14 protein-coding genes are annotated in these 18,548 nt (G+C 72.8%); 8 read left to right on the forward strand and 6 right to left on the reverse strand.

Going from position 1 to position 18,548, the window contains the following annotated elements; genetic code table 11:
- Positions 1–59 precede the first annotated feature (59 nt).
- Both gltB and ACZ7MY_RS34570 read left to right on the forward strand, forming a co-directional pair.
- Positions 60–4,652, forward strand: coding sequence for a glutamate synthase large subunit (gene gltB, locus ACZ7MY_RS34565; protein ID WP_499607999.1), 4,593 nt, complete (start codon positions 60–62; stop codon positions 4,650–4,652).
- Positions 4,645–6,105 carry a glutamate synthase subunit beta gene (locus ACZ7MY_RS34570; protein ID WP_499607953.1) on the forward strand — a complete coding sequence of 487 codons (1,461 nt, stop codon included), beginning with the start codon at positions 4,645–4,647 and terminating at the stop codon, positions 6,103–6,105. Before gltB ends, ACZ7MY_RS34570 begins: the two co-directional genes overlap by 8 nt.
- A gap of 62 nt (positions 6,106–6,167) precedes the next feature.
- Here the strand turns inward: ACZ7MY_RS34570 and ACZ7MY_RS34575 are convergent, their stop codons facing one another.
- Genes ACZ7MY_RS34575 through ACZ7MY_RS34585 form a run of 3 tightly spaced genes read right to left on the reverse strand, consistent with a single transcriptional unit; the run spans position 6,168 to position 9,377 of the window.
- Positions 6,168–6,878 carry a calcium-binding protein gene (locus ACZ7MY_RS34575; protein ID WP_499607956.1) on the reverse strand — a complete coding sequence of 237 codons (711 nt, stop codon included), beginning with the start codon at positions 6,876–6,878 and terminating at the stop codon, positions 6,168–6,170.
- Positions 6,875–8,077: a non-hydrolyzing UDP-N-acetylglucosamine 2-epimerase gene (gene wecB / locus ACZ7MY_RS34580; RefSeq protein WP_499607959.1), complete on the reverse strand. Its 1,203-nt coding sequence runs from the start codon at positions 8,075–8,077 to the stop codon at positions 6,875–6,877. Before wecB ends, ACZ7MY_RS34575 begins: the two co-directional genes overlap by 4 nt.
- Before the next feature lie 55 nt (positions 8,078–8,132).
- On the reverse strand, positions 8,133–9,377 hold the full coding sequence (locus ACZ7MY_RS34585) for a glycosyltransferase family 2 protein (RefSeq protein ID WP_499607961.1): 1,245 nt from the start codon (positions 9,375–9,377) through the stop codon (positions 8,133–8,135).
- A gap of 527 nt (positions 9,378–9,904) precedes the next feature.
- Between ACZ7MY_RS34585 and ACZ7MY_RS34590 the strand changes: the two genes are divergently transcribed.
- From ACZ7MY_RS34590 to ACZ7MY_RS34605, 4 genes are read left to right on the forward strand one after another with little or no spacing between them, the layout of a single operon-like run.
- Entirely contained in the window at positions 9,905–11,776 is a 1,872-nt protein-coding gene (locus tag ACZ7MY_RS34590; protein WP_499607963.1) for a DUF2334 domain-containing protein, read from the forward strand.
- Positions 11,773–12,837, forward strand: coding sequence for a glycoside hydrolase family 113 (locus tag ACZ7MY_RS34595; RefSeq protein WP_499607965.1), 1,065 nt, complete (start codon positions 11,773–11,775; stop codon positions 12,835–12,837). Before ACZ7MY_RS34590 ends, ACZ7MY_RS34595 begins: the two co-directional genes overlap by 4 nt.
- Positions 12,838–12,875: 38 nt before the next feature.
- On the forward strand, positions 12,876–14,705 hold the full coding sequence (locus ACZ7MY_RS34600) for an alkyl/aryl-sulfatase (RefSeq protein WP_499607967.1): 1,830 nt from the start codon (positions 12,876–12,878) through the stop codon (positions 14,703–14,705).
- A 55-nt stretch (positions 14,706–14,760) separates the two neighbouring features.
- On the forward strand, positions 14,761–14,919 hold the full coding sequence (locus ACZ7MY_RS34605; RefSeq protein ID WP_499607968.1) for a hypothetical protein: 159 nt from the start codon (positions 14,761–14,763) through the stop codon (positions 14,917–14,919).
- A gap of 29 nt (positions 14,920–14,948) precedes the next feature.
- Here ACZ7MY_RS34605 and ACZ7MY_RS34610 read toward each other — a convergent pair whose 3' ends face one another.
- The 3 genes from ACZ7MY_RS34610 to ACZ7MY_RS34620 form a co-directional block, all read right to left on the reverse strand.
- Positions 14,949–15,851: a hypothetical protein gene (locus tag ACZ7MY_RS34610; RefSeq protein ID WP_499607970.1), complete on the reverse strand. Its 903-nt coding sequence runs from the start codon at positions 15,849–15,851 to the stop codon at positions 14,949–14,951.
- Positions 15,852–15,884: 33 nt separating this feature from the next.
- The gene (locus ACZ7MY_RS34615) at positions 15,885–16,907 is read right to left on the reverse strand and encodes a class I SAM-dependent methyltransferase (protein ID WP_499607972.1); all 1,023 of its coding nucleotides are present in this window, start codon (positions 16,905–16,907) and stop codon (positions 15,885–15,887) included.
- A gap of 81 nt (positions 16,908–16,988) precedes the next feature.
- Positions 16,989–17,387, reverse strand: coding sequence for a VOC family protein (locus ACZ7MY_RS34620; RefSeq protein ID WP_499607975.1), 399 nt, complete (start codon positions 17,385–17,387; stop codon positions 16,989–16,991).
- 205 nt (positions 17,388–17,592) lie between these two features.
- Here ACZ7MY_RS34620 and ACZ7MY_RS34625 point away from each other — a divergent pair, with 205 nt between their 5' ends.
- Complete coding sequence (locus ACZ7MY_RS34625; protein ID WP_499607976.1) at positions 17,593–17,820, forward strand: hypothetical protein; 228 nt, start codon at positions 17,593–17,595, stop codon at positions 17,818–17,820.
- Positions 17,821–17,833: 13 nt separating this feature from the next.
- Positions 17,834–18,433: a sortase domain-containing protein gene (locus ACZ7MY_RS34630; protein WP_499607977.1), complete on the forward strand. Its 600-nt coding sequence runs from the start codon at positions 17,834–17,836 to the stop codon at positions 18,431–18,433.
- Positions 18,434–18,548 lie beyond the last annotated feature (115 nt).

An 18,548-nucleotide genomic window follows, 5' to 3' on the forward strand; every position in this document is an offset into this window, starting at 1 on the left:
GGGCCAACGTCGTCCCTAGTGCGCATGTCATATGCCAGATGACGACGACGGGAGAGCCGATGCGTTCCGCGTCCACGCACCCCCAGGCCGCCGGCGGCTCCGGTTCCGGCCGGTCCCACATGGACGGCCGTCCCGCCGCCCAGGGGATGTACGACCCCCGCAACGAGCACGACGCCTGTGGCGTCGGCTTCGTGGCCACCCTCACCGGTGAGGCGGACCACGCGCTCGTGGAGCAGGCCCTGACCGTGCTGCGCAACCTGGAGCACCGCGGGGCCACCGGCTCCGAGCCGGACTCCGGCGACGGCGCCGGCATCCTGATGCAGGTCCCGGACGCGTTCCTGAGGGCGGTCGCCGGATTCGAGCTGCCCGCCGCCGGCCACTACGCGGTCGGCACGGCCTTTTTGCCCGTCGAGGACGAGGACCGCCGCAAGGCCGTCGAGTCCATCGAGCGGCTGGCCGCCGAGGAGGGCCTCGCCGTCCTCGGCTGGCGCGAGGTGCCGACCGACCCCGCGAGCCTGGGCGCCACCGCCCGCTCGACGATGCCGCACTTCGCCCAGCTCTTCGTGGCGGACGCCCAGGGCGCCGGGAGGGCCGGGACCGCCCTCGACCGCCCGGCCTTCGTGCTCCGCAAGCGCGCCGAGCGCGAGGCGGACGTCTACTTCCCGTCGCTGTCGGCCCGCACGCTGGTCTACAAGGGGATGCTGACCACCGGCCAGCTGGAGCCCTTCTTCCCGGACCTGTCCGACGAGCGCATCGCCACCGCGATCGCCCTGGTGCACTCGCGTTTCTCCACCAACACCTTCCCCAGCTGGCCGCTGGCGCACCCGTACCGCTTCGTCGCCCACAACGGTGAGATCAACACCGTCAAGGGCAACCGCAACTGGATGCGCGCCCGCGAGTCGCAGCTCGCCTCGGGCCTCTTCGACGGGGACCTGGAGCGGATCTTCCCGGTCTGCACCCCGGACGCCTCCGACACGGCGACCTTCGACGAGGTGCTGGAGCTGCTCCACCTCGGTGGCCGCTCGCTGCCGCACAGCGTGCTGATGATGATCCCCGAGGCGTGGGAGAACCACGACTCCATGGACCCGGCCCGGCGGGCCTTCTACCAGTACCACTCCACCCTGATGGAGCCCTGGGACGGCCCGGCCTGCGTCACCTTCACCGACGGTTCGGTCGTCGGCGCCGTCCTGGACCGCAACGGCCTGCGGCCCGGCCGCTACTGGGTCACCGACGACGGCCTGGTCGTGCTCGCCTCCGAGTCCGGCGTGCTGCACGACATCGCCCCGGACCGGGTGGTCCGCAAGGGCCGGCTGCAGCCCGGGAAGATGTTCCTGGTCGACACGGTCGGGCACCGGATCATCGAGGACGACGAGATCAAGGCGCAGCTCGCCGCGGAGCACCCCTACGCGGAGTGGCTGGACGCCGGCCTGATCCACCTCAAGGACCTGCCCGAGCGCGAGCACATCGTGCACACCCACGCCTCGGTCACCCGCCGCCAGCAGACCTTCGGCTACACCGAGGAGGAGCTGCGGATCATCCTGGCGCCGATGGCCAAGACCGGCGGCGAGCCGCTGGGCTCCATGGGCACCGACTCCCCGATCGCGGCGCTCTCCGAGCGGCCCCGGCTGCTCTTCGACTACTTCACGCAGCTGTTCGCGCAGGTCACCAACCCGCCGCTGGACGCCATCCGCGAGGAGCTCGTCACCTCGCTGATCAGCGCCGTCGGCCCGTCCGGCAACCTGCTGGAGCCCTCCCCGGCCTCCTGCCGCACCATCACCCTGCCGTTCCCGGTGATCGACAACGACGAGCTGGCCAAGCTCATCCACATCAACGCCGACGGCGACCTGCCGGGCCTCAAGGCCGCGACCCTGTCGGGTCTGTACCGGGTCTCCGGCGGCGGGGAGGCGCTGGCCGCGCGGCTCACCGAGATCTGCGCCGAGGCGGACGCCGCCATCGAGGACGGTGCCCGGCTGATCGTGCTCTCCGACCGGCACTCGGACGCCGAGCACGCGCCGATCCCGTCGCTGCTGCTCACCTCGGCCGTCCACCACCACCTGATCCGCACCAAGCAGCGCACCCAGGTGGGCCTGCTGGTCGAGGCCGGCGACGTCCGCGAGGTGCACCACGTCGCGCTGCTCATCGGCTACGGCGCCGCGGCGGTCAACCCGTACCTGGCGATGGAGTCGGTCGAGGACCTGCTGCGCGCGGGCACCTTCATCTCGGGCGTCGAGCCCGAGGCGGCCATCAGGAACCTGATCAAGGCGCTGGGCAAGGGCGTGCTGAAGGTGATGTCCAAGATGGGCATCTCCACCGTCGCCTCCTACCGCGGCGCCCAGGTCTTCGAGGCGATCGGCCTGGACACCGACTTCGTCGACACCTACTTCCACGGCACCACCACCAAGATCGGCGGCGCCGGTCTCGACGTGGTCGCCAAAGAGGTCGCCGCCCGGCACGCCAAGGCCTACCCCGCCTCCGGCATCGCCCCGGCGCACCGCCGCCTGGAGATCGGCGGCGAGTACCAGTGGCGCCGCGAGGGCGAGCCGCACCTGTTCGACCCGGAGACGGTCTTCCGGCTGCAGCACGCCACCCGCTCGCGCCGCTACGACATCTTCAAGCAGTACACGGACCGGGTGAACGAGCAGTCCGAGCGCCTGATGACGCTGCGCGGCCTGTTCCGGCTCAGGGACGGCGAGCGCGCGCCCATCGCGGTCGACGAGGTCGAGCCGGTCTCCGAGATCGTCAAGCGCTTCTCCACCGGCGCCATGTCGTACGGCTCCATCTCGCGCGAGGCGCACGAGACGCTGGCCATCGCCATGAACCAGCTGGGCGGCAAGTCCAACACCGGCGAGGGCGGCGAGGACCCGGACCGCCTGTACGATCCGGCGCGCCGCTCCGCGATCAAGCAGGTGGCCTCCGGCCGCTTCGGCGTGACCTCGGAGTACCTGGTCAACGCGGACGACATCCAGATCAAGATGGCCCAGGGCGCCAAGCCCGGCGAGGGCGGTCAGCTGCCCGGCCACAAGGTCTACCCGTGGATCGCCGGCACCCGGCACAGCACCCCCGGCGTCGGCCTGATCTCCCCGCCGCCGCACCACGACATCTACTCGATCGAGGATCTGGCGCAGCTGATCCACGACCTGAAGAACGCCAACCCGGCCGCCCGCATCCACGTGAAGCTGGTCTCCGAGGTCGGCGTCGGCACGGTCGCGGCGGGCGTCTCCAAGGCCCACGCCGACGTCGTGCTGATCTCCGGCCACGACGGCGGCACCGGCGCCTCCCCGCTGACCTCGCTGAAGCACGCGGGCGGCCCCTGGGAGCTGGGCCTGGCCGAGACCCAGCAGACGCTGCTGCTCAACGGCCTGCGCGACCGCATCGTGGTGCAGACCGACGGCCAGCTCAAGACCGGCCGCGACGTCGTCATCGCCGCCCTGCTGGGCGCCGAGGAGTTCGGTTTCGCCACCGCGCCGCTGGTGGTCTCCGGCTGCGTGATGATGCGGGTGTGCCACCTGGACACCTGTCCGGTCGGCATCGCCACCCAGAACCCGGTGCTGCGCGACCGCTTCTCCGGCAAGGCCGAGTACGTGGTGAACTTCTTCGAGTTCATCGCGCAGGAGGTTCGCGAGCTCCTGGCCGAGCTGGGCTTCCGCTCGCTCGAGGAGGCCGTCGGGCACGCCGAGCTGATCGACACCACCGCGGCGGTCGACCACTGGAAGGCGCAGGGCCTGGACCTGGCCCCGCTCTTCCACGTGCCCGAGCTGCCCGAGGGCGCGGCCATGCACCGCACCACCGACCAGGACCACGGCCTGGCGAAGGCGCTCGACAACGAGCTGATCGCGCTCGCCAAGGACGCCCTCGACAACGGCGACCCGGTCCGCGCCCAGATCGCCGTCCGCAACGTCAACCGCACGGTCGGCACCATGCTCGGCCACGAGGTGACGAAGAAGTACGGCGGCGCGGGCCTGCCCGACGACACCGTCGACATCACCCTCACCGGTTCCGCGGGCCAGTCCTTCGGCGCCTTCCTCCCCAAGGGCATCACGCTCCGCCTGGAGGGCGACGCCAACGACTACGTCGGCAAGGGCCTGTCCGGCGGCCGGGTGATCATCCGTCCGGACCGGGGCGCCGACCACCTGGCCGAGTACTCGACCATCGCCGGCAACACCATCGCCTACGGCGCCACCGGCGGCGAGCTCTTCCTGCGCGGCACCACCGGCGAGCGCTTCTGCGTCCGCAACTCCGGCGCCACCGTCGTGTCCGAGGGCGTGGGCGACCACGGCTGCGAGTACATGACCGGCGGCCGCGCGCTCGTCCTCGGCCCGACGGGCCGCAACTTCGCGGCCGGCATGTCCGGCGGCATCGCGTACGTCCTCGACCTCGACCCGGACAACGTCAACACCGGCATGGTCGACGTCGAGGAACTGGACGCCGACGACATCAAGTGGCTGCACGACGTGGTGCGCCGCCACCAGGAGGAGACCGGCTCCACCGTCGCCGAGCGGCTGCTCGGCGACTGGGGCCGCACCCTCACCCGCTTCGGCAAGGTCATGCCGCGGGACTACAAGGCAGTGCTCGCCGCCAAGAACGCCGCCGAGCAAGCCGGGCTCTCCGAGTCCGAGACCGTCGCGAAGATGATGGAGGCGGCAAATGGCTGACCCGAAGGGCTTCCTCACCACGCCCCGCGAGACCGCTCCGACCCGCCCGGTCGAGCAGCGCAAGCAGGACTGGAACGAGGTCTACGTTCCCGGCGGCCTGCTGCCGATCATCTCCAAGCAGGCCGGACGCTGCATGGACTGCGGCATCCCCTTCTGCCACAACGGCTGTCCGCTGGGGAACCTGATCCCCGAGTGGAACGACTACGCCTACCGCGAGGACTGGAAGGCCGCCAGCGAGCGCCTGCACGCGACCAACAACTTCCCGGAGTTCACCGGCCGCCTCTGCCCGGCCCCCTGCGAGTCCGCCTGCGTGCTCGGCATCAACCAGCCGGCGGTGACCATCAAGAACGTCGAGGTCACCATCATCGACAGGGCCTGGGACAGCGGGGACGTCACCCCGCAGCCCCCGGACCGGCTCTCCGGCAAGACCGTCGCCGTCATCGGCTCCGGCCCGGCGGGCCTCGCCGCCGCGCAGCAGCTGACCCGGGCCGGCCACACGGTCGCGGTGTACGAGCGGGCCGACCGCATCGGCGGTCTGCTGCGCTACGGCATCCCCGAGTTCAAGATGGAGAAGCGGCACATCAACCGCCGCATCGAGCAGATGCGCGCGGAGGGCACCAAGTTCCGCACCGGTGTGGAGATCGGCCGCGACATGGACGGCGCCAAGCTGCGCAAGCGCTACGACGCCGTGGTCATCGCCGCCGGTGCCACCCAGTGGCGCGACCTGCCCGTCGAGGGACGCGAACTCGGCGGCGTCCACCAGGCCATGGAGTACCTGCCGCTCGCCAACAAGGTGCAGGAGGGCGACTACGTCACCCCGCCGGTGTCCGCCGAGGGCAAGCACGTCGTCGTCATCGGCGGTGGCGACACCGGGGCCGACTGCGTCGGCACCGCGCACCGCCAGGGCGCCCGCTCGGTCACCCAGCTGGAGATCATGCCGCGGCCGACGGACGACCGCCCGGCGCACCAGCCCTGGCCGACCATGCCGATGACGTACAAGGTCACCTCCGCCCACGAGGAGGGCGGCGAGCGGGTCTACGCCGTCAACACCATGCGGTTCGAGGGCGACGAGGACGGCAACGTCAAGGCGCTGCACCTGGTCGAGGTCGAGTTCCAGGACGGGAAGTTCGTGCCGCAGCCCGGCACCGAGAAGGTCATCCCGGCCGAACTGGTCACCCTCGCCATGGGCTTCACCGGTACCGACCAGGGCAACGGCCTGGTCGGGCAGCTCGGTCTGGAGCTCGACGCCCGCGGCAACATCGCCCGCGACAAGGACTTCGCCACCAACGTGGACGGGGTCTTCGTCGCCGGTGACAGCGGCCGCGGCCAATCACTGATCGTGTGGGCCATCGCCGAGGGCCGTTCCGCGGCCCGCGCGGTGGACCACTACCTCACCGGCGCGAGCACCCTGCCGGCCCCGATCCGTCCCACGGATCGCCCGCTGACGGTCTGACCCCCCGTCACCCCTGAGACGTCCCGTACAAGGGCGTACGGAACGGAACGCGGCGCCTGCCCTCACCCGACCGGGGGCAGGCGCCGCACTGCCATGTCGCGGAACTCCACCCGGGCGTCCTCGGTGTAGGCGCCCACGGCGCCGCGGGTGTACGGGCGTTCGGCGTCCGTGAACGAGGTCAGGAAGCGCTTGTCGACCGTGATCGTGAGCGCGGGGCCGCGCTGCTCCACCTCGATCCGGTACCCGTGCCCGGTGGGGAACGGCGTCGGGCCGGTGGCCAGGAAGCGCTGGCCGCCCGGGTACGCCGGGTCGCGCTTGCCCAGCTCCCAGCCGTTGGGCTTGAGGGCGACGTAGTAGAAGTGCTGCGGATCGCGGTACGCCCAGACCAGCCACGGCACCTCCCACGGGTTGGGGCGCGGGGTGCGCAGCTGACGGAGCGTCCGGGTGCGCGCCGCGTACACCAGGTCCCCGTACTCCGCGGTGGAGACCACCAGACCCGCGTGGGTGACGTCCGGCCGGTCCGCCAGGCCCGGGGTGAGCAGCAGCGACGTGGCGTCCCCGCGGTTGTCGCCGTAGCCGTCGTACACCGACCGCCAGGGCCCGTGCACCGTGCCGTCCGTCCAGCCGGGCCCGGCGCTCCCGCGCCCCTGGCAGGCGTACACCGCGACACCCACCACCAGCAGCAGCGCGAGCACCAGTCCGGCGGACCGCGGGCCCCTCCGTCGCGAGGGACGGAGGGGCCCGGAGGCGGAGGACCTCAGGGCGGTGGTCATGCCGCGGGGGAGGGCTCCGGGGCGCGGGGCGGCGGGACCGCGGAGGAGAGCGCGGTCGGCACGTCCTCCCCGAAGTCCTCGGCCAGCTGGGCGAGGACGCGTTCGGCCGCCCGTCCGTCGCCGAAGGGATTGCCCGCGGTCGCCATCCGGTGGTACTCGGCGGGGTCGTCCAGCAGCCGGCCCGCGGCCGTCAGGATCGCCTCGGGGTCGGTGCCGATCAGCCGGGCCGCGCCCGCCTCCACGGCCTCCGGCCGCTCGGTCGTCGTACGCAGCACCAACGCGGGCTTGCCCAGGCTCGGGGCCTCCTCCTGGATGCCGCCGGAGTCGGTGAGGACGAGCTCACAGTCGGCGAGGGTGGCCGCGAAGTCGGGGTAGCCCAGCGGCTCGACGACGTGGACGGCGTGGTGGCCGGTCAGTTCGGGCAGCAGCGCGTCCCGTACGGCCGGGCTCTTGTGCAGCGGCAGCAGGATCTCCACGTCACCGCGCTGGCCGAGCCGGCGCAGCGCGCGGCCCATGGCGCGCATCCGCTCGCCCTGGTTCTCCCGGCGGTGCAGGGTGAGCAGCACCCGGCGGCGGCCGGTGCCGGGGAAGGCACTGCGGCCGACGCCCTCGCCGAGTACCCACAGCAGGTTGTCGATGACCGTGTTGCCGGTGGTGAACACCTGCGTGTCGGGGGTGCCTTCGGCGAGCAGGTGGGCGGCGGCCCGCGGGGTAGGGGCGAAGTGCCAGCGGGCCATCCGCCCGATCAGCCGGCGGTTGAGCTCCTCGGGGAAGGGGTTGTCGAGGACCCCGGTGCGCAGCCCCGCCTCGACGTGGGCGACCGGGACCCGCTCGTAGAAGGCGGCCAGCGCACCGGCCAGCGCGGTCGTGGTGTCGCCCTGGACGATCACCAGGTCCGGGCGGTCGTTCCTGATGACCTCGCCGAGCCCCTCGACCAGACGGGCCGTCAGCTCCGAGAGCTGCTGGCGCTCGCGCATCACGTCGAGGCCGGCCTTGGCCGGCACCTGCAGCAGGTCCAGCATCTGGTGGAGCATCTCGCGGTGCTGCCCGGTGGTGACCACGATCGGCTCGAAATGCCGCGAGGCCGCCATGGCGCGGGCCACCGGGGCCAGTTTGATCACCTCGGGCCGGGTGCCGAGGACGAGCATCGCCCGGATGGTTCCCGGCACTTCGGGCAATTCGACTGGGTAAGCGGACATGGTTCCCCCCTGGGACGGTGGTGCAGGTGATCGGCTGGAGAAGGAGTACGGGCCGTCAGGTGCGCGCGGTCTTCAGCCAGGTGCGCTTGCCGGTGAGCATCCGCCACAGGCCCCACCAGCCGGCGGCGAACCAGATGTAGCCGTAGAGGATGAAGGCGTGCGCCACCAGGACGGAGCGCACCAGCCCGAGCGTGCGCTCGCGCTTGGCGTAGACGAAGCCGTAGACGTAGGCCGCGGTGAAGGAGAGCAGGTACGGGCCGAGCAGCCACATCGGCGAGACCAGCGGCCGGCCCTCCTGGAACGAGGCGGCGACGGTGCCGGCCACGGCGATCAGGAAGGAGAGCGGCAGCAGCGAGGTCAGCAGGATCAGCACCGGGCTGGACAGGTGGTAGAGCAGGTCCAGGGCCGGGCGGGAGGCCACCTCGCGCAGGATCAGCGGCACCAGGTTCGCGGACTGGAGGTGGCCCTGGAACCAGCGGGAGCGCTGCCGCACCAGCCGCCGTACGTCGAGGACGGCCTGCTGGGAGACGGCGGCGGTGGTGCAGTACTGGTTGCGCCAGCCGCGGGCGATCAGCCGGACCCCGAGGTCGAGGTCCTCGGTCAGGCTGTCGCTCCAGGGACCCTCGCCGCCGAGGGTGTCGAGCGCGGACAGCCGCATGAACTGCCCGTTGCCGCCCATGCCGACGCTGCCCAGGAAGCGCCGGGCGCTCTGGAAGACGTCGCCGTAGACGACGAACTCCATGTCCTGCAGCCGGGCCAGCAGACCCAGGTGCCGGTTGTACATGCGGACGCCGATCTGGACGGCGCCGGTGGCCGGGTCGTCGAAGTACGGGTCGACGGCCTGGAGGGTGTGCGGGTCGAGCCGGCCGTCGGCGTCGACGACGCAGATGACGACGTCCTCGGGGGAGCGGTGGCCGAGCAGCCCGGCGGCCCGCAGGTGGCGCACGCCCGCGTTGAGCGCCGCGCCCTTGCCGCGCCGGGCGTCGGGGAGGCGGCGCTGGTAGAGCCAGACCCGGGAGCTGTCGGCGGCCCTGGCGACCTCGGCCGTACGGTCGTCGGAGCCGTCGTCGACGACCAGCGCCACGAAGCTGTCCGCGGGCAGCGAGGTGATCCGGGCCAGGCTCTCGGCGAGGACCTTCTCCTCGTTGAGGCAGGCGAGCAGGAAGACGTAGAAGCGCTGCCGCCCCGGCCGGCGGACCCGGCGGATGTGCCGCCGGGAGAGCAGGAACAGCGTGGTGTTGTAGGTCCCGGCCAGCACGATCAGCGCGGTCGCGGCCCACAACGCGAACTGGCCGGTCATGACCCGCCCCCGGAGGGGCGGCCGGCCGCCGCCGCACGGGCCGAGGGCCGGCGGAGCCAGAGTCTCGCCGCTATCAGACCGAATGCGATCAAGCAATACAGCAGGAAGCCCATTCCTGCCGCTATTTGTAAACCCCTGGCGAACGGAATGCCAGGAACGGACCTCGAAGCCGTGGCCATACCGGCCAGCGGCAGCATTGTGCCCAGTGCGGGCCTTCCGTACATGAGTGAGTCCCCCCAATGTGTTCCGGTGCGAAAGGCGGCCCGGAACTCCAGGGCAGGAAGTTAGCAGATACTTTTTGATGATCATCGGCCTCCAGGTGAAGCCTGAGGTGGCAGGCAGGGCGCGTTGTGCATCGCCCCAGCTCCCGGGCGTGCGCCGAAAGAGAAATTCACCCTTCCGGGGGCTTCGGTTTCCGCGGCTGAATGGATAATCGAACGAGAAGCGAATCCGATGATCGGGTTGACAGCGGGCATTGCCGCTCTGAACAATCGGCGGCCTGTTCCGTAGGTGCAATGGGGGGAAACATGCAATCCCGCATCGGGAGGTCCGGGAAGTCCCGGGTCTCCGTCATCGTCATGCTCATCGCGGCCCTGCTCGGGGCCGCATTCCTGTCCGCCCCGGCGGGCGGCGCCGCGGGGCGCGGCCCGGCCGGCAAGGGGGACCACCGCCACCACGGCGGACTCCCGGGCGGCCGCGCCGGCCTGGGGAAGGTGGACTTCACCGGCTGGGCAAAGGCCCAGCGCGCCGCCGACCGCGACCGGCGCGCCAAGGGCCCGGTCCGCGGCGGAATCCGGCCGCCACGGGCCGACCGCGACCTGACCGGCGCGCGCGCCCCGCTGGCCGCCAGGCCCGCGCGGACCGCGGCGGCAGCCGACGCGGGCACCACCGCGCTCGTCCTGTACGACACCGCCGGCCCCTACGGGCACCTCGGCGAGCTCTACGCCATGGCCACCGCCAACCTCGCCGGCCACTTCGGGACCGTGACCGCCAAGCCCGTCGCGCAGTACACCGCGGGCATGGTCGACCAGTACACGGCCACCTACTACATCGGCTCCACCTACTACGGCGGGAGCGTCCCCGACGCCGTCCCCGCCGCCTTCTACCAGGACGTGGTCACCACCACGCGCCCGGTGACCTGGCTCGCCGACAACATCTGGTCGCTGGCCAACGCGACGGGCGTCACCCAGTTCCAGGACAAGTACGGCTGGGACCCCACCGCGTCGTACTTCGAGGCGAACGGCAGCGTCGGCACCGTCACGCAGGTGACGTACAAGGACCAGACCCTCACCCGGAAGATCCCGGCCGGCCAGGACGGCGGCGTGCTGCGGCCCGCCGTCATGTCGGGGCCCGGCTACCCGGCGGTGACGCAGCTGGCCACCGCCCGCGACACCAGCACCGGCACCGACTTCCCGTGGGCGGTGCGGTCGGGCAACCTCACCTACGTCGGTGAGATCCCCTTCGCCTACGTCTCCGAGAGCGACCGCGTCATCGCCTTCGAGGACCTGCTCTTCGACTCCCTCGCCCCCGGCACCGCCGAGCGGCACCGGGCCATGATGCGGCTGGAGGACATCAGCCCCAACTCCGACCCCGCCGAACTGCGGTCCATCGCCGACTACCTCGCCGCGGAGCAGATCCCGTACGGCATCAACGTCATCCCCGTCTACACCGACCCCAACGGCACCTACAACAACGGGCAGCCGGAGACCGTCACCCTGGCGCAGCGGCCGCAGCTGGTCTCCACCCTGAAGTACATGCTCCAGCACGGCGCCGTCCTGATGAACCACGGCTACACCCACCAGCACGGGAACACCGCCAACCCCTACAACGGCGTCACCGGCGACGACTTCGAGTTCTACCGGGCCCACGTCGACGCCTCCGACAACGTGGTCTACGACGGCCCCGTCACCGGCGACTCCGCGCTGTGGGCGCAGACCCGGGTCACCCTGGGCCTGGCCCAGTTCGCCCTCGCCGGCCTCCCGGTGCCCAGACTGTGGACCACCCCGCACTACGCGGCCTCCGCCACCGACTACAAGGTCTTCGCCCAGAACTACACCGCGCGCCTGGAGCGTTCGCTGTACTTCGCCGGCACCCTCGGCGGCGGCACGGCCGACCCCAACCGCTTCATCGGGCAGTTCTTCCCGTACGTCGTCAAGGACGTGTACGGCACCAAGGTGCTGCCCGAGAACATCGGCAACTACGAGCCCGAGGCCTACAACAACCACCCGGCACGCCTGCCGGCCGACCTGATCGCCTCGGCCAAGGCGAACCTCGCCGTCCGCGACGGCTTCGCCAGCTTCTTCTACCACCCCTACTACCCGGTCCAGCCGCTCAAGGAGACGGTCGAGGGCATCCGCGCCCTGGGCTACACCTTCGTCAGCCCCGCGACCGCCGGATGACCCTGCTCGGGAGGACCGCCGCCGCGACCGTCGCGGCGGCGGTCCTCGCCCTGACCGCCGGCTGCACCACCGTCGGCGCCCGGCCCGCGGACCGCCCCGACGACCGGTCGCACCAAGGCCCCGGGACCGGCGCGGGCGACCGGGTCCGCGGCATCGCGCTGCCCTCATGGGCGGCGGAGGACTACGACAGCCCCGCCGCCGGGCGCTACCTGCGCGGCATCGCCGACACCGGCGCGCGGTGGGTGTCCTTCACCCCCACCTGGTACCAGTCCGGGGTCCACGACTCCGCGATGCGCACCACCGGGGAGACCGCGAGTGACACGAGCCTGCGGCGGATCGTCCGGCAGGCCCACGCCGCCGGGCTGAAGGTGCTGCTCAAGCCGCACGTCGACCTCACCGGCGGCGGCGACCGCGCGGGCATCACCCCGGCCGACCCCGACGCCTGGTTCGCCGCCTACACCCGCTTCATCGGCCACTACGCGGAACTGGCGGGCGCACTCGGCGTCGAGCAGTTCGCCGTCGGCACCGAACTGGCCGGCACCTCACGGGACGGCGCGCGCTGGCGGGCGGTGATCCGTGCCGTACGGGAACGCTACGACGGCCCGCTGGTCTACGCCGCCAACTACGACGAGTACGCACACGTCCCCTTCTGGGGCGCCCTCGACCTGATCGGCGTCGACGCCTACTGGCCGCTGGCCGACCGCCCCACCACCGACGCCGGCCGGCTGCGCGCCGCCTGGCGGCCCGTCATCGGCGAGCTGTCCGCCTACTCGGCCCGGCACCACCGCCGCGTGCTGTTCACCGAGGCGGGCTACGTCAGCCAGCGCGGGACGACCGCGGCGCCGTACTCGTGGACCGTCAGCCGGCGGCCGGGGGAGGCCGAACAGGCCGCCGCCTACCAGGCGCTGCTCTCGGCGCTGGACGGCGAGCGCTGGTGGGCGGGGGTGTGCTGGTGGATGTGGGACGACTGGCCGGACAGCGGGGAGACCCCGGCCCGGCTCGCGTACAGCCCGCACGGAAAAGCCGCGGAGGAGGTACTGCGCCGCTGGTGGCGCACATGAGCGTGACAATCCGGGCGAAACGCTGACATTGTGTCGTCATGACGGCTCTCGCACCCGGCGCAACCGAGGACTCGACGGACTTCGCCGACGCCGACCGGGGATTCCTCGGTGCCCTGACCCCCGGCCGCGTCACCGACGGCGACGGCCGGGTGGTCTGGGACGGCGACGCGTACTCCTTCCTGCAGGGCCCGTGCCCCGACACGGCGCACCCGGGCCTGTGGCGGCAGAGCCGGCTCGCCTCCAAGCAGGGCCTGTTCGAGGTCGTCGAGGGCATCTACCAGGTACGCGGCCTCGACCTGTCGAACATGACCCTCGTGGAGGGGGACCGCGGGGTCGTCGTCATCGACCCCCTCCGCTCCACCGAGTGCGCGGCCGCCGCCCTCGCCCTCTACCGCGAGCACCGGGGCGACCGGCCCGTCACCGCCCTCATCTACAGCCACTCGCACGTCGACCACTTCGGCGGCGCCCGCGGTGTCCTGCCGCACGGCCACGACCCGGTGCCCGTCCTCGCCCCGGCCGGCTTCCTGGAGCACGCGGCGGGCGAGAGCGTCGACGCCGGGGTCGCCATGACCCGCCGCGCCGTCTACATGTACGGCTCCGAACTGCCCAAGGGCCCGGCCGGGCAGATCGGATGCGGCCTCGGCCAGACCGCCTCCACCGGCACCGTCACCCTGATCCCGCCCACCGTGCACGTCACCCGGACCGGCCAGGACGAGACGATCGACGGAGTCCGGATCATCTTCCAGCTCACCCCCGGGGCCGAGGCGCCCGCCGAGATGAACTTCCACTTCCCCGCCAAGCGGGTGCTGTGCATGGCGGAGAACGCCACCCACACCATGCACAACGTCCTGACCCTGCGCGGCGCGCAGGTCCGCGACGCACGGCTGTGGGCGCACTACCTGAACGAGGCCCTCGTCCTCTTCGGCAACGCCTCCGACGTCGCCATCGCCTCCCACCACTGGCCGACCTGGAGCCGCGAGGGCATCCACCGGCTGCTCTCCCACCAGCGCGACCTGTACGCCTACCTGCACGACCAGACCCTGCGGCTGGTCAACCGGGGCCTGACCGGCAGCGAGATCGCCGAGGAACTGACCCTGCCGCCCGCCCTGGAACGGCTCGACGCCAACCGCGGCTACTACGGCTCCCTCAGCCACAACGTGAAGGCCGTCTACCAGCGCTACATGGGCTGGTTCGACGGGAACCCGGCCCACCTGTGGCAGCATCCCCCGGCGGCGGAGGCGCGCCGCTACGTGGACTGCCTCGGCGGAACCGACGCCACCGTCGCCAAGGCCAGGGAGTACGCCGACGCGGGCGACCTGCGCTTCGCCGTCACCCTGCTGGGCCACGCCGTCTTCGCCGACCCCGGGCACGCCGTCGCGACGGAGGAACTGGCCCTGCTCTACGAGCGCCTGGGGCACGGCTGCGAGAACGGCCCCTGGCGCAACTTCTACCTGATGGGCGCCCAGGAACTGCGGGAGGGCATCTCCCCGACCCCGGTCGTCATCGCCAACCCGGACGTGATGGCCGCCCTCACCGTCGACCAGCTCATCGACTCCCTCGCCATCCGCGTCAACGGCCCCAAGGCGTGGGACGTCCACCTGACCATCGACTGGCGCCTCACCGACGAGCACCGCACCTGGCACCTGACCCTCTCCAACGGCGCCCTCACCTACTTCTCCACCCAGGACGGGCGTCCCGCCGTCCGGCACGCCGACCTGACGCTCACCCTCACCCGGCCCGAGCTGCACCGGCTCCTCGCGGGCGGCCGCTTCGAGGGCGTCGACCACGAGGGGGACCTCAAGGTGGTCGCGACCCTCGTCGGACTGCTGGACGCCGCCGACCAGGACTTCCCGATCGTCACCCCGTGAGGATCCAAGGACGTGCGTGACCGACGTGCGTGACCGACGTGCGTGACCGACGTGCGTGAACGCGCCCCGTCCGGCGTGGGCCCCGCGCAGCCCGCCCCTCGCACCGCGCGGCACCCCTGACCCGGCCGCCATGGTCCGACACCGCACCGTCGCAACGAACGGCATCCGGCTGCGCATCGCCTTCCTGCGGGAGGCCGCGCCGCCCACCGGCTGACCCGGGTGAGCACGTGCCGGCCCGCGGCGTCAGGTGTCGCACTCCAGCACGGTGCGGCACAGCCGGCACCGCGCCTTCACCCGGCCCCGCACCGGCACCCGGATCCGCTGGTGGCACACGGGGCAGGGGAAGGAGACCCGCTGGGGGCCGGCACCCTCGAAGGCGTAGCCGGCGGCCGGGTACGCGCCGCCGCGCCGCCGGTCGCGGGCGTACCGGCGGCGGCCCACCCAGCCGCAGGCGACCATCGGCGGATGACGCAGATCCGCCTCGGCGACCTCCTGCCCGGCCCGGTAGGCGTCCCGGGCCCGCGGGCTGGTGAGCCACGGCTCGACGTCGTCGCCGAAGGCCTGCGCCCGCTTGGCCAGGACGTAGCCGAACTCCTCCGGGGTGAGGTAGCCCAGTTTGGACACGGCCGTGGTCGCCCGGCCCCCGAAGAGCACCGGCTCCTCGCGGTAGGAGTCCAGCAGCAGCCAGCCCGCGCCCAGGTAGGTCGTGGCGGTGTCGGTCAGGATCTCGTTCTCCCACGCCCCGGGGAACCTCAGTCCGAGCCGGTGCAGGTAGACGTGCATCACCTCGTGCGCCAGCACCGCCCCCACGTCGCGCCGGTCGTCCCGGAAGCGGTCGTGCAGCTCCACGAAGTACTCGGGCCCGGCGGCCAGTTCCACGTTGCCCGCGTGCACCATGTCCCGGAAGGCGACCACCATGCGGGCCTCCGGCAGCCGGAAGTGCTGCACGATGGCCCGCGCGACCCGCTGCGCGCCGAGGTGGAGGTTCTCGTCCGCGGGGAACGCCACCGCCTCCGGGCGCACGCTAGCCGGGAAGCGGCTCACCGTGTCGTACGACAGCCGCCGGTAGAGCGCGGTCAGCGCGGCCCGCACCTGTTCCAGGTGCGGGAAGCCGTGCTCGACAGGGCTGGACGACGGCTCGGTCACGGCGCCTCCCCAAGCGGGTACGACCCTTCGAGCCTACGCGTCGACCCAGGCCGTTGTCGCCGTGCGTTCCGGCCCCGTGCCGGTCGCGGAGCCGGCCACCGGCACGCCGAGTGCGGTCAGCCGTTCGGCGGCGGTCGGTGCGGTGCCGCCCTCCGCCTGGTAGACACTGAGCAGCAGCCGCCCGCCGGGTTCCACGAGCTCCGCCGTCAGCCGGCGCACCAGGTCGCCCAGCCGGCGTTCGGGCACGCAGTCGGCGAGGGCGTGCACGAAGGTGAACCGCCCGCCGTCGGGCGGCCGCCAGTCCAGCGCGTTGCCCACCGATATCCGCCCGGCCCACCGCGGCAGCCGGCGCCGGGCCAGCTCCACCAGGCGCGGGGCGAGGTCCACGCCGTAGGGCTCGACCACCCGGCCCCGCTCCGCCGCCCACCGCCGCACCGACTCCATCAGCAGCCCGTTGGCGCAGCCGAGGTCGAGGAACGTGCCGTCCTTGTGGAGCGCCTCCACCACCATCGAGCGCCGCGCCCGCCACTGCTCCGGCTCCCGTCCGAAGCCGGATCCGCCCTCGGGCGTGGTCGCCCGCAGGTAGGCGGGCTCCAACAGGCGCAGGTTGTCGGCGAAGTACGAGATGTCGTCCTGCTCCCGGAAGGAACGCGCCGCGTCCAGCACGGCATGCCGCTCGGCCCCGGCGGGCAGCAGGTCCGCGATCGCGGCGGCCTCGGCCACGACGAGGTCCGCGTCGGCGGCGTGCGGCCGCCGGCCCCGGTAGCGGTCCCCGTCCAGCCAGGCGTAGAGCCGTTGTTGCCCCGCGTCCCAGGCGAAGGGGTGCACCCGCTGCCGGTAGTACCCGGCGGTCTCCAGCGGGACCCGTGCGGCGGTGTCGAGGATCCAGTCCTCACCGGGCAGCACCTCGCCGGACGGCAGGCGCACCACCCCGTCCGCGCCGCGTACCGCGCCCACCAGGCCGCCCGGCAGGAACGGCACGAAGGTGACCCGGCGCACCGACGCGGGGTCCGGGTCGCGCTCGACCGGCTCGTACGTCGTGTTCCCCGCGTCCATGCCGTCCCCCCTCGGCCGGGTCCGCCCTTGGCGGCGGTCACGGTGACACCGTACAAGCGGCCACCGACACCCGGCCGCCGCTCATCCCGTGACGGCCGGCCCCGGGGCCTGCCCGTAGCAGAGGCAGAACGGGTGCCCGGCGGGGTCGGCGAAGACCCGGAAGCCGCTGCGCTCGCCGCCGCTGTCGTGCAGGAAGGTGGCGCCCAGCGCCACGACCTCCTCGTGGGCGCGCTCCACGTCGGCGCGGGTGGGGACGTCGAAGTCCAGGTGGAACTGCTGCGGGTGCTCCGGGTCCGGCCAGCGCGGCGGCCGGTGGAAGGGCACCTCCTGGAAGGCGATCCGGGCACCGTCAGGGGACGTCAGGGTCACCCACGAGGGGTCCGCGGTGTCCAGGGACCAGCCCAGGACGCCCCGGTAGAAGCTGCCCAGCGCGGCCGGGTCCGGGCAGTCGATCACGGTGCACTGCAAGGTGGCGATCATCCGCCGAGCCTGCCCGGCGTCCTCCTACGGGCGCAAGGCCCGAACCCGGGACCATACTTCCGGCGGATACGGAACCGGTCCGGCGGGGGAGGCCCCGGCACCCCCGGACTCCGTACGGTGGGGACCGTGGCCGGCCGTCCGTCGCCCGGCGGCCGGCCACGACGTCCGTACCGCCGTCGCCCGAAGGACCGAAGGACCCCGACCCATGTCCGCCGCCTGTGCCGCCTCCGCCACCACCGTCCGGACCGTCCCGGCCCGGACCGCCGCCGTCGCCAGGCGCGCGGCGTTCGCCGTGCTCGCGGTCCTCGCGGTGTGCGCGGCCAGGACGGCGGGCGTGCCCGGCGTCCCGGACCTGGCCGGACCCGCGCTGGCCGGCGTGCTGCTGCTGGCGGTGGGCGTCCGCGGCGTCCTGTACGCCGTCCGCCCCAGGTGAGCGGCCGATGCGGATGACGCACCGTCGTATCAACGTCCTCGCCCTCGCCCTCCTCGCCGTCGCCGCCGCCACGACCGGCTGGGCGGTCGCCCACGGGGGGCGGGGCGACGCGGTCGCCGTGGTCCACGGCAGCACGCCGGTCCGCGCCTCCGACCCCGGCGGGCACACGCCCCTACGCATCGACATCCCCAGCGCCGGCGTGCACGCCCGCGTCGTCGACCTCGGGGTGACCGACGACGGCACCCTCCAGACCCCCGCCGCCGAGCAGGGCCGCTACGCCGGCTGGTACGACCGCAGCGCCGCCCCCGGCGACCACGGCACCTCCGTGATCGTCGGCCACGACGACGGCGGACGCGGACGCGCGGTGTTCCACGACCTCCACGACGTGCGCCCCACCGACACCGTGGTCGTCACCCGCGGGGACGGCAGCCGTGCCCGCTTCACCGTCACCCGGGTCGAGCACGTCCCCCGGCGCTCCCTTCCCGCGCAGGCCCTGCTCCGCGACGACGGTACGGCCGCGCTGCGTCTGGTCACCTGCGCGAGCGACGGGCACGACAGCGGCCGGCCCCCCGGAACCCTCGTCGTCCACGCGATCGCGGTCCGCACCTCCTGAACCCCGCCCGCGCCGCACCCCACGCCCTAGCTGTATTGACCCGCAGCGTTGTTGACGCGGCTGATCGGGGGCTTGCCTCCGAGTGCGGTGTGGCAGCGGTGGTGGTTGTAGGTGT

The organism is Streptomyces sp. NPDC111520 (assembly GCF_055635295.1).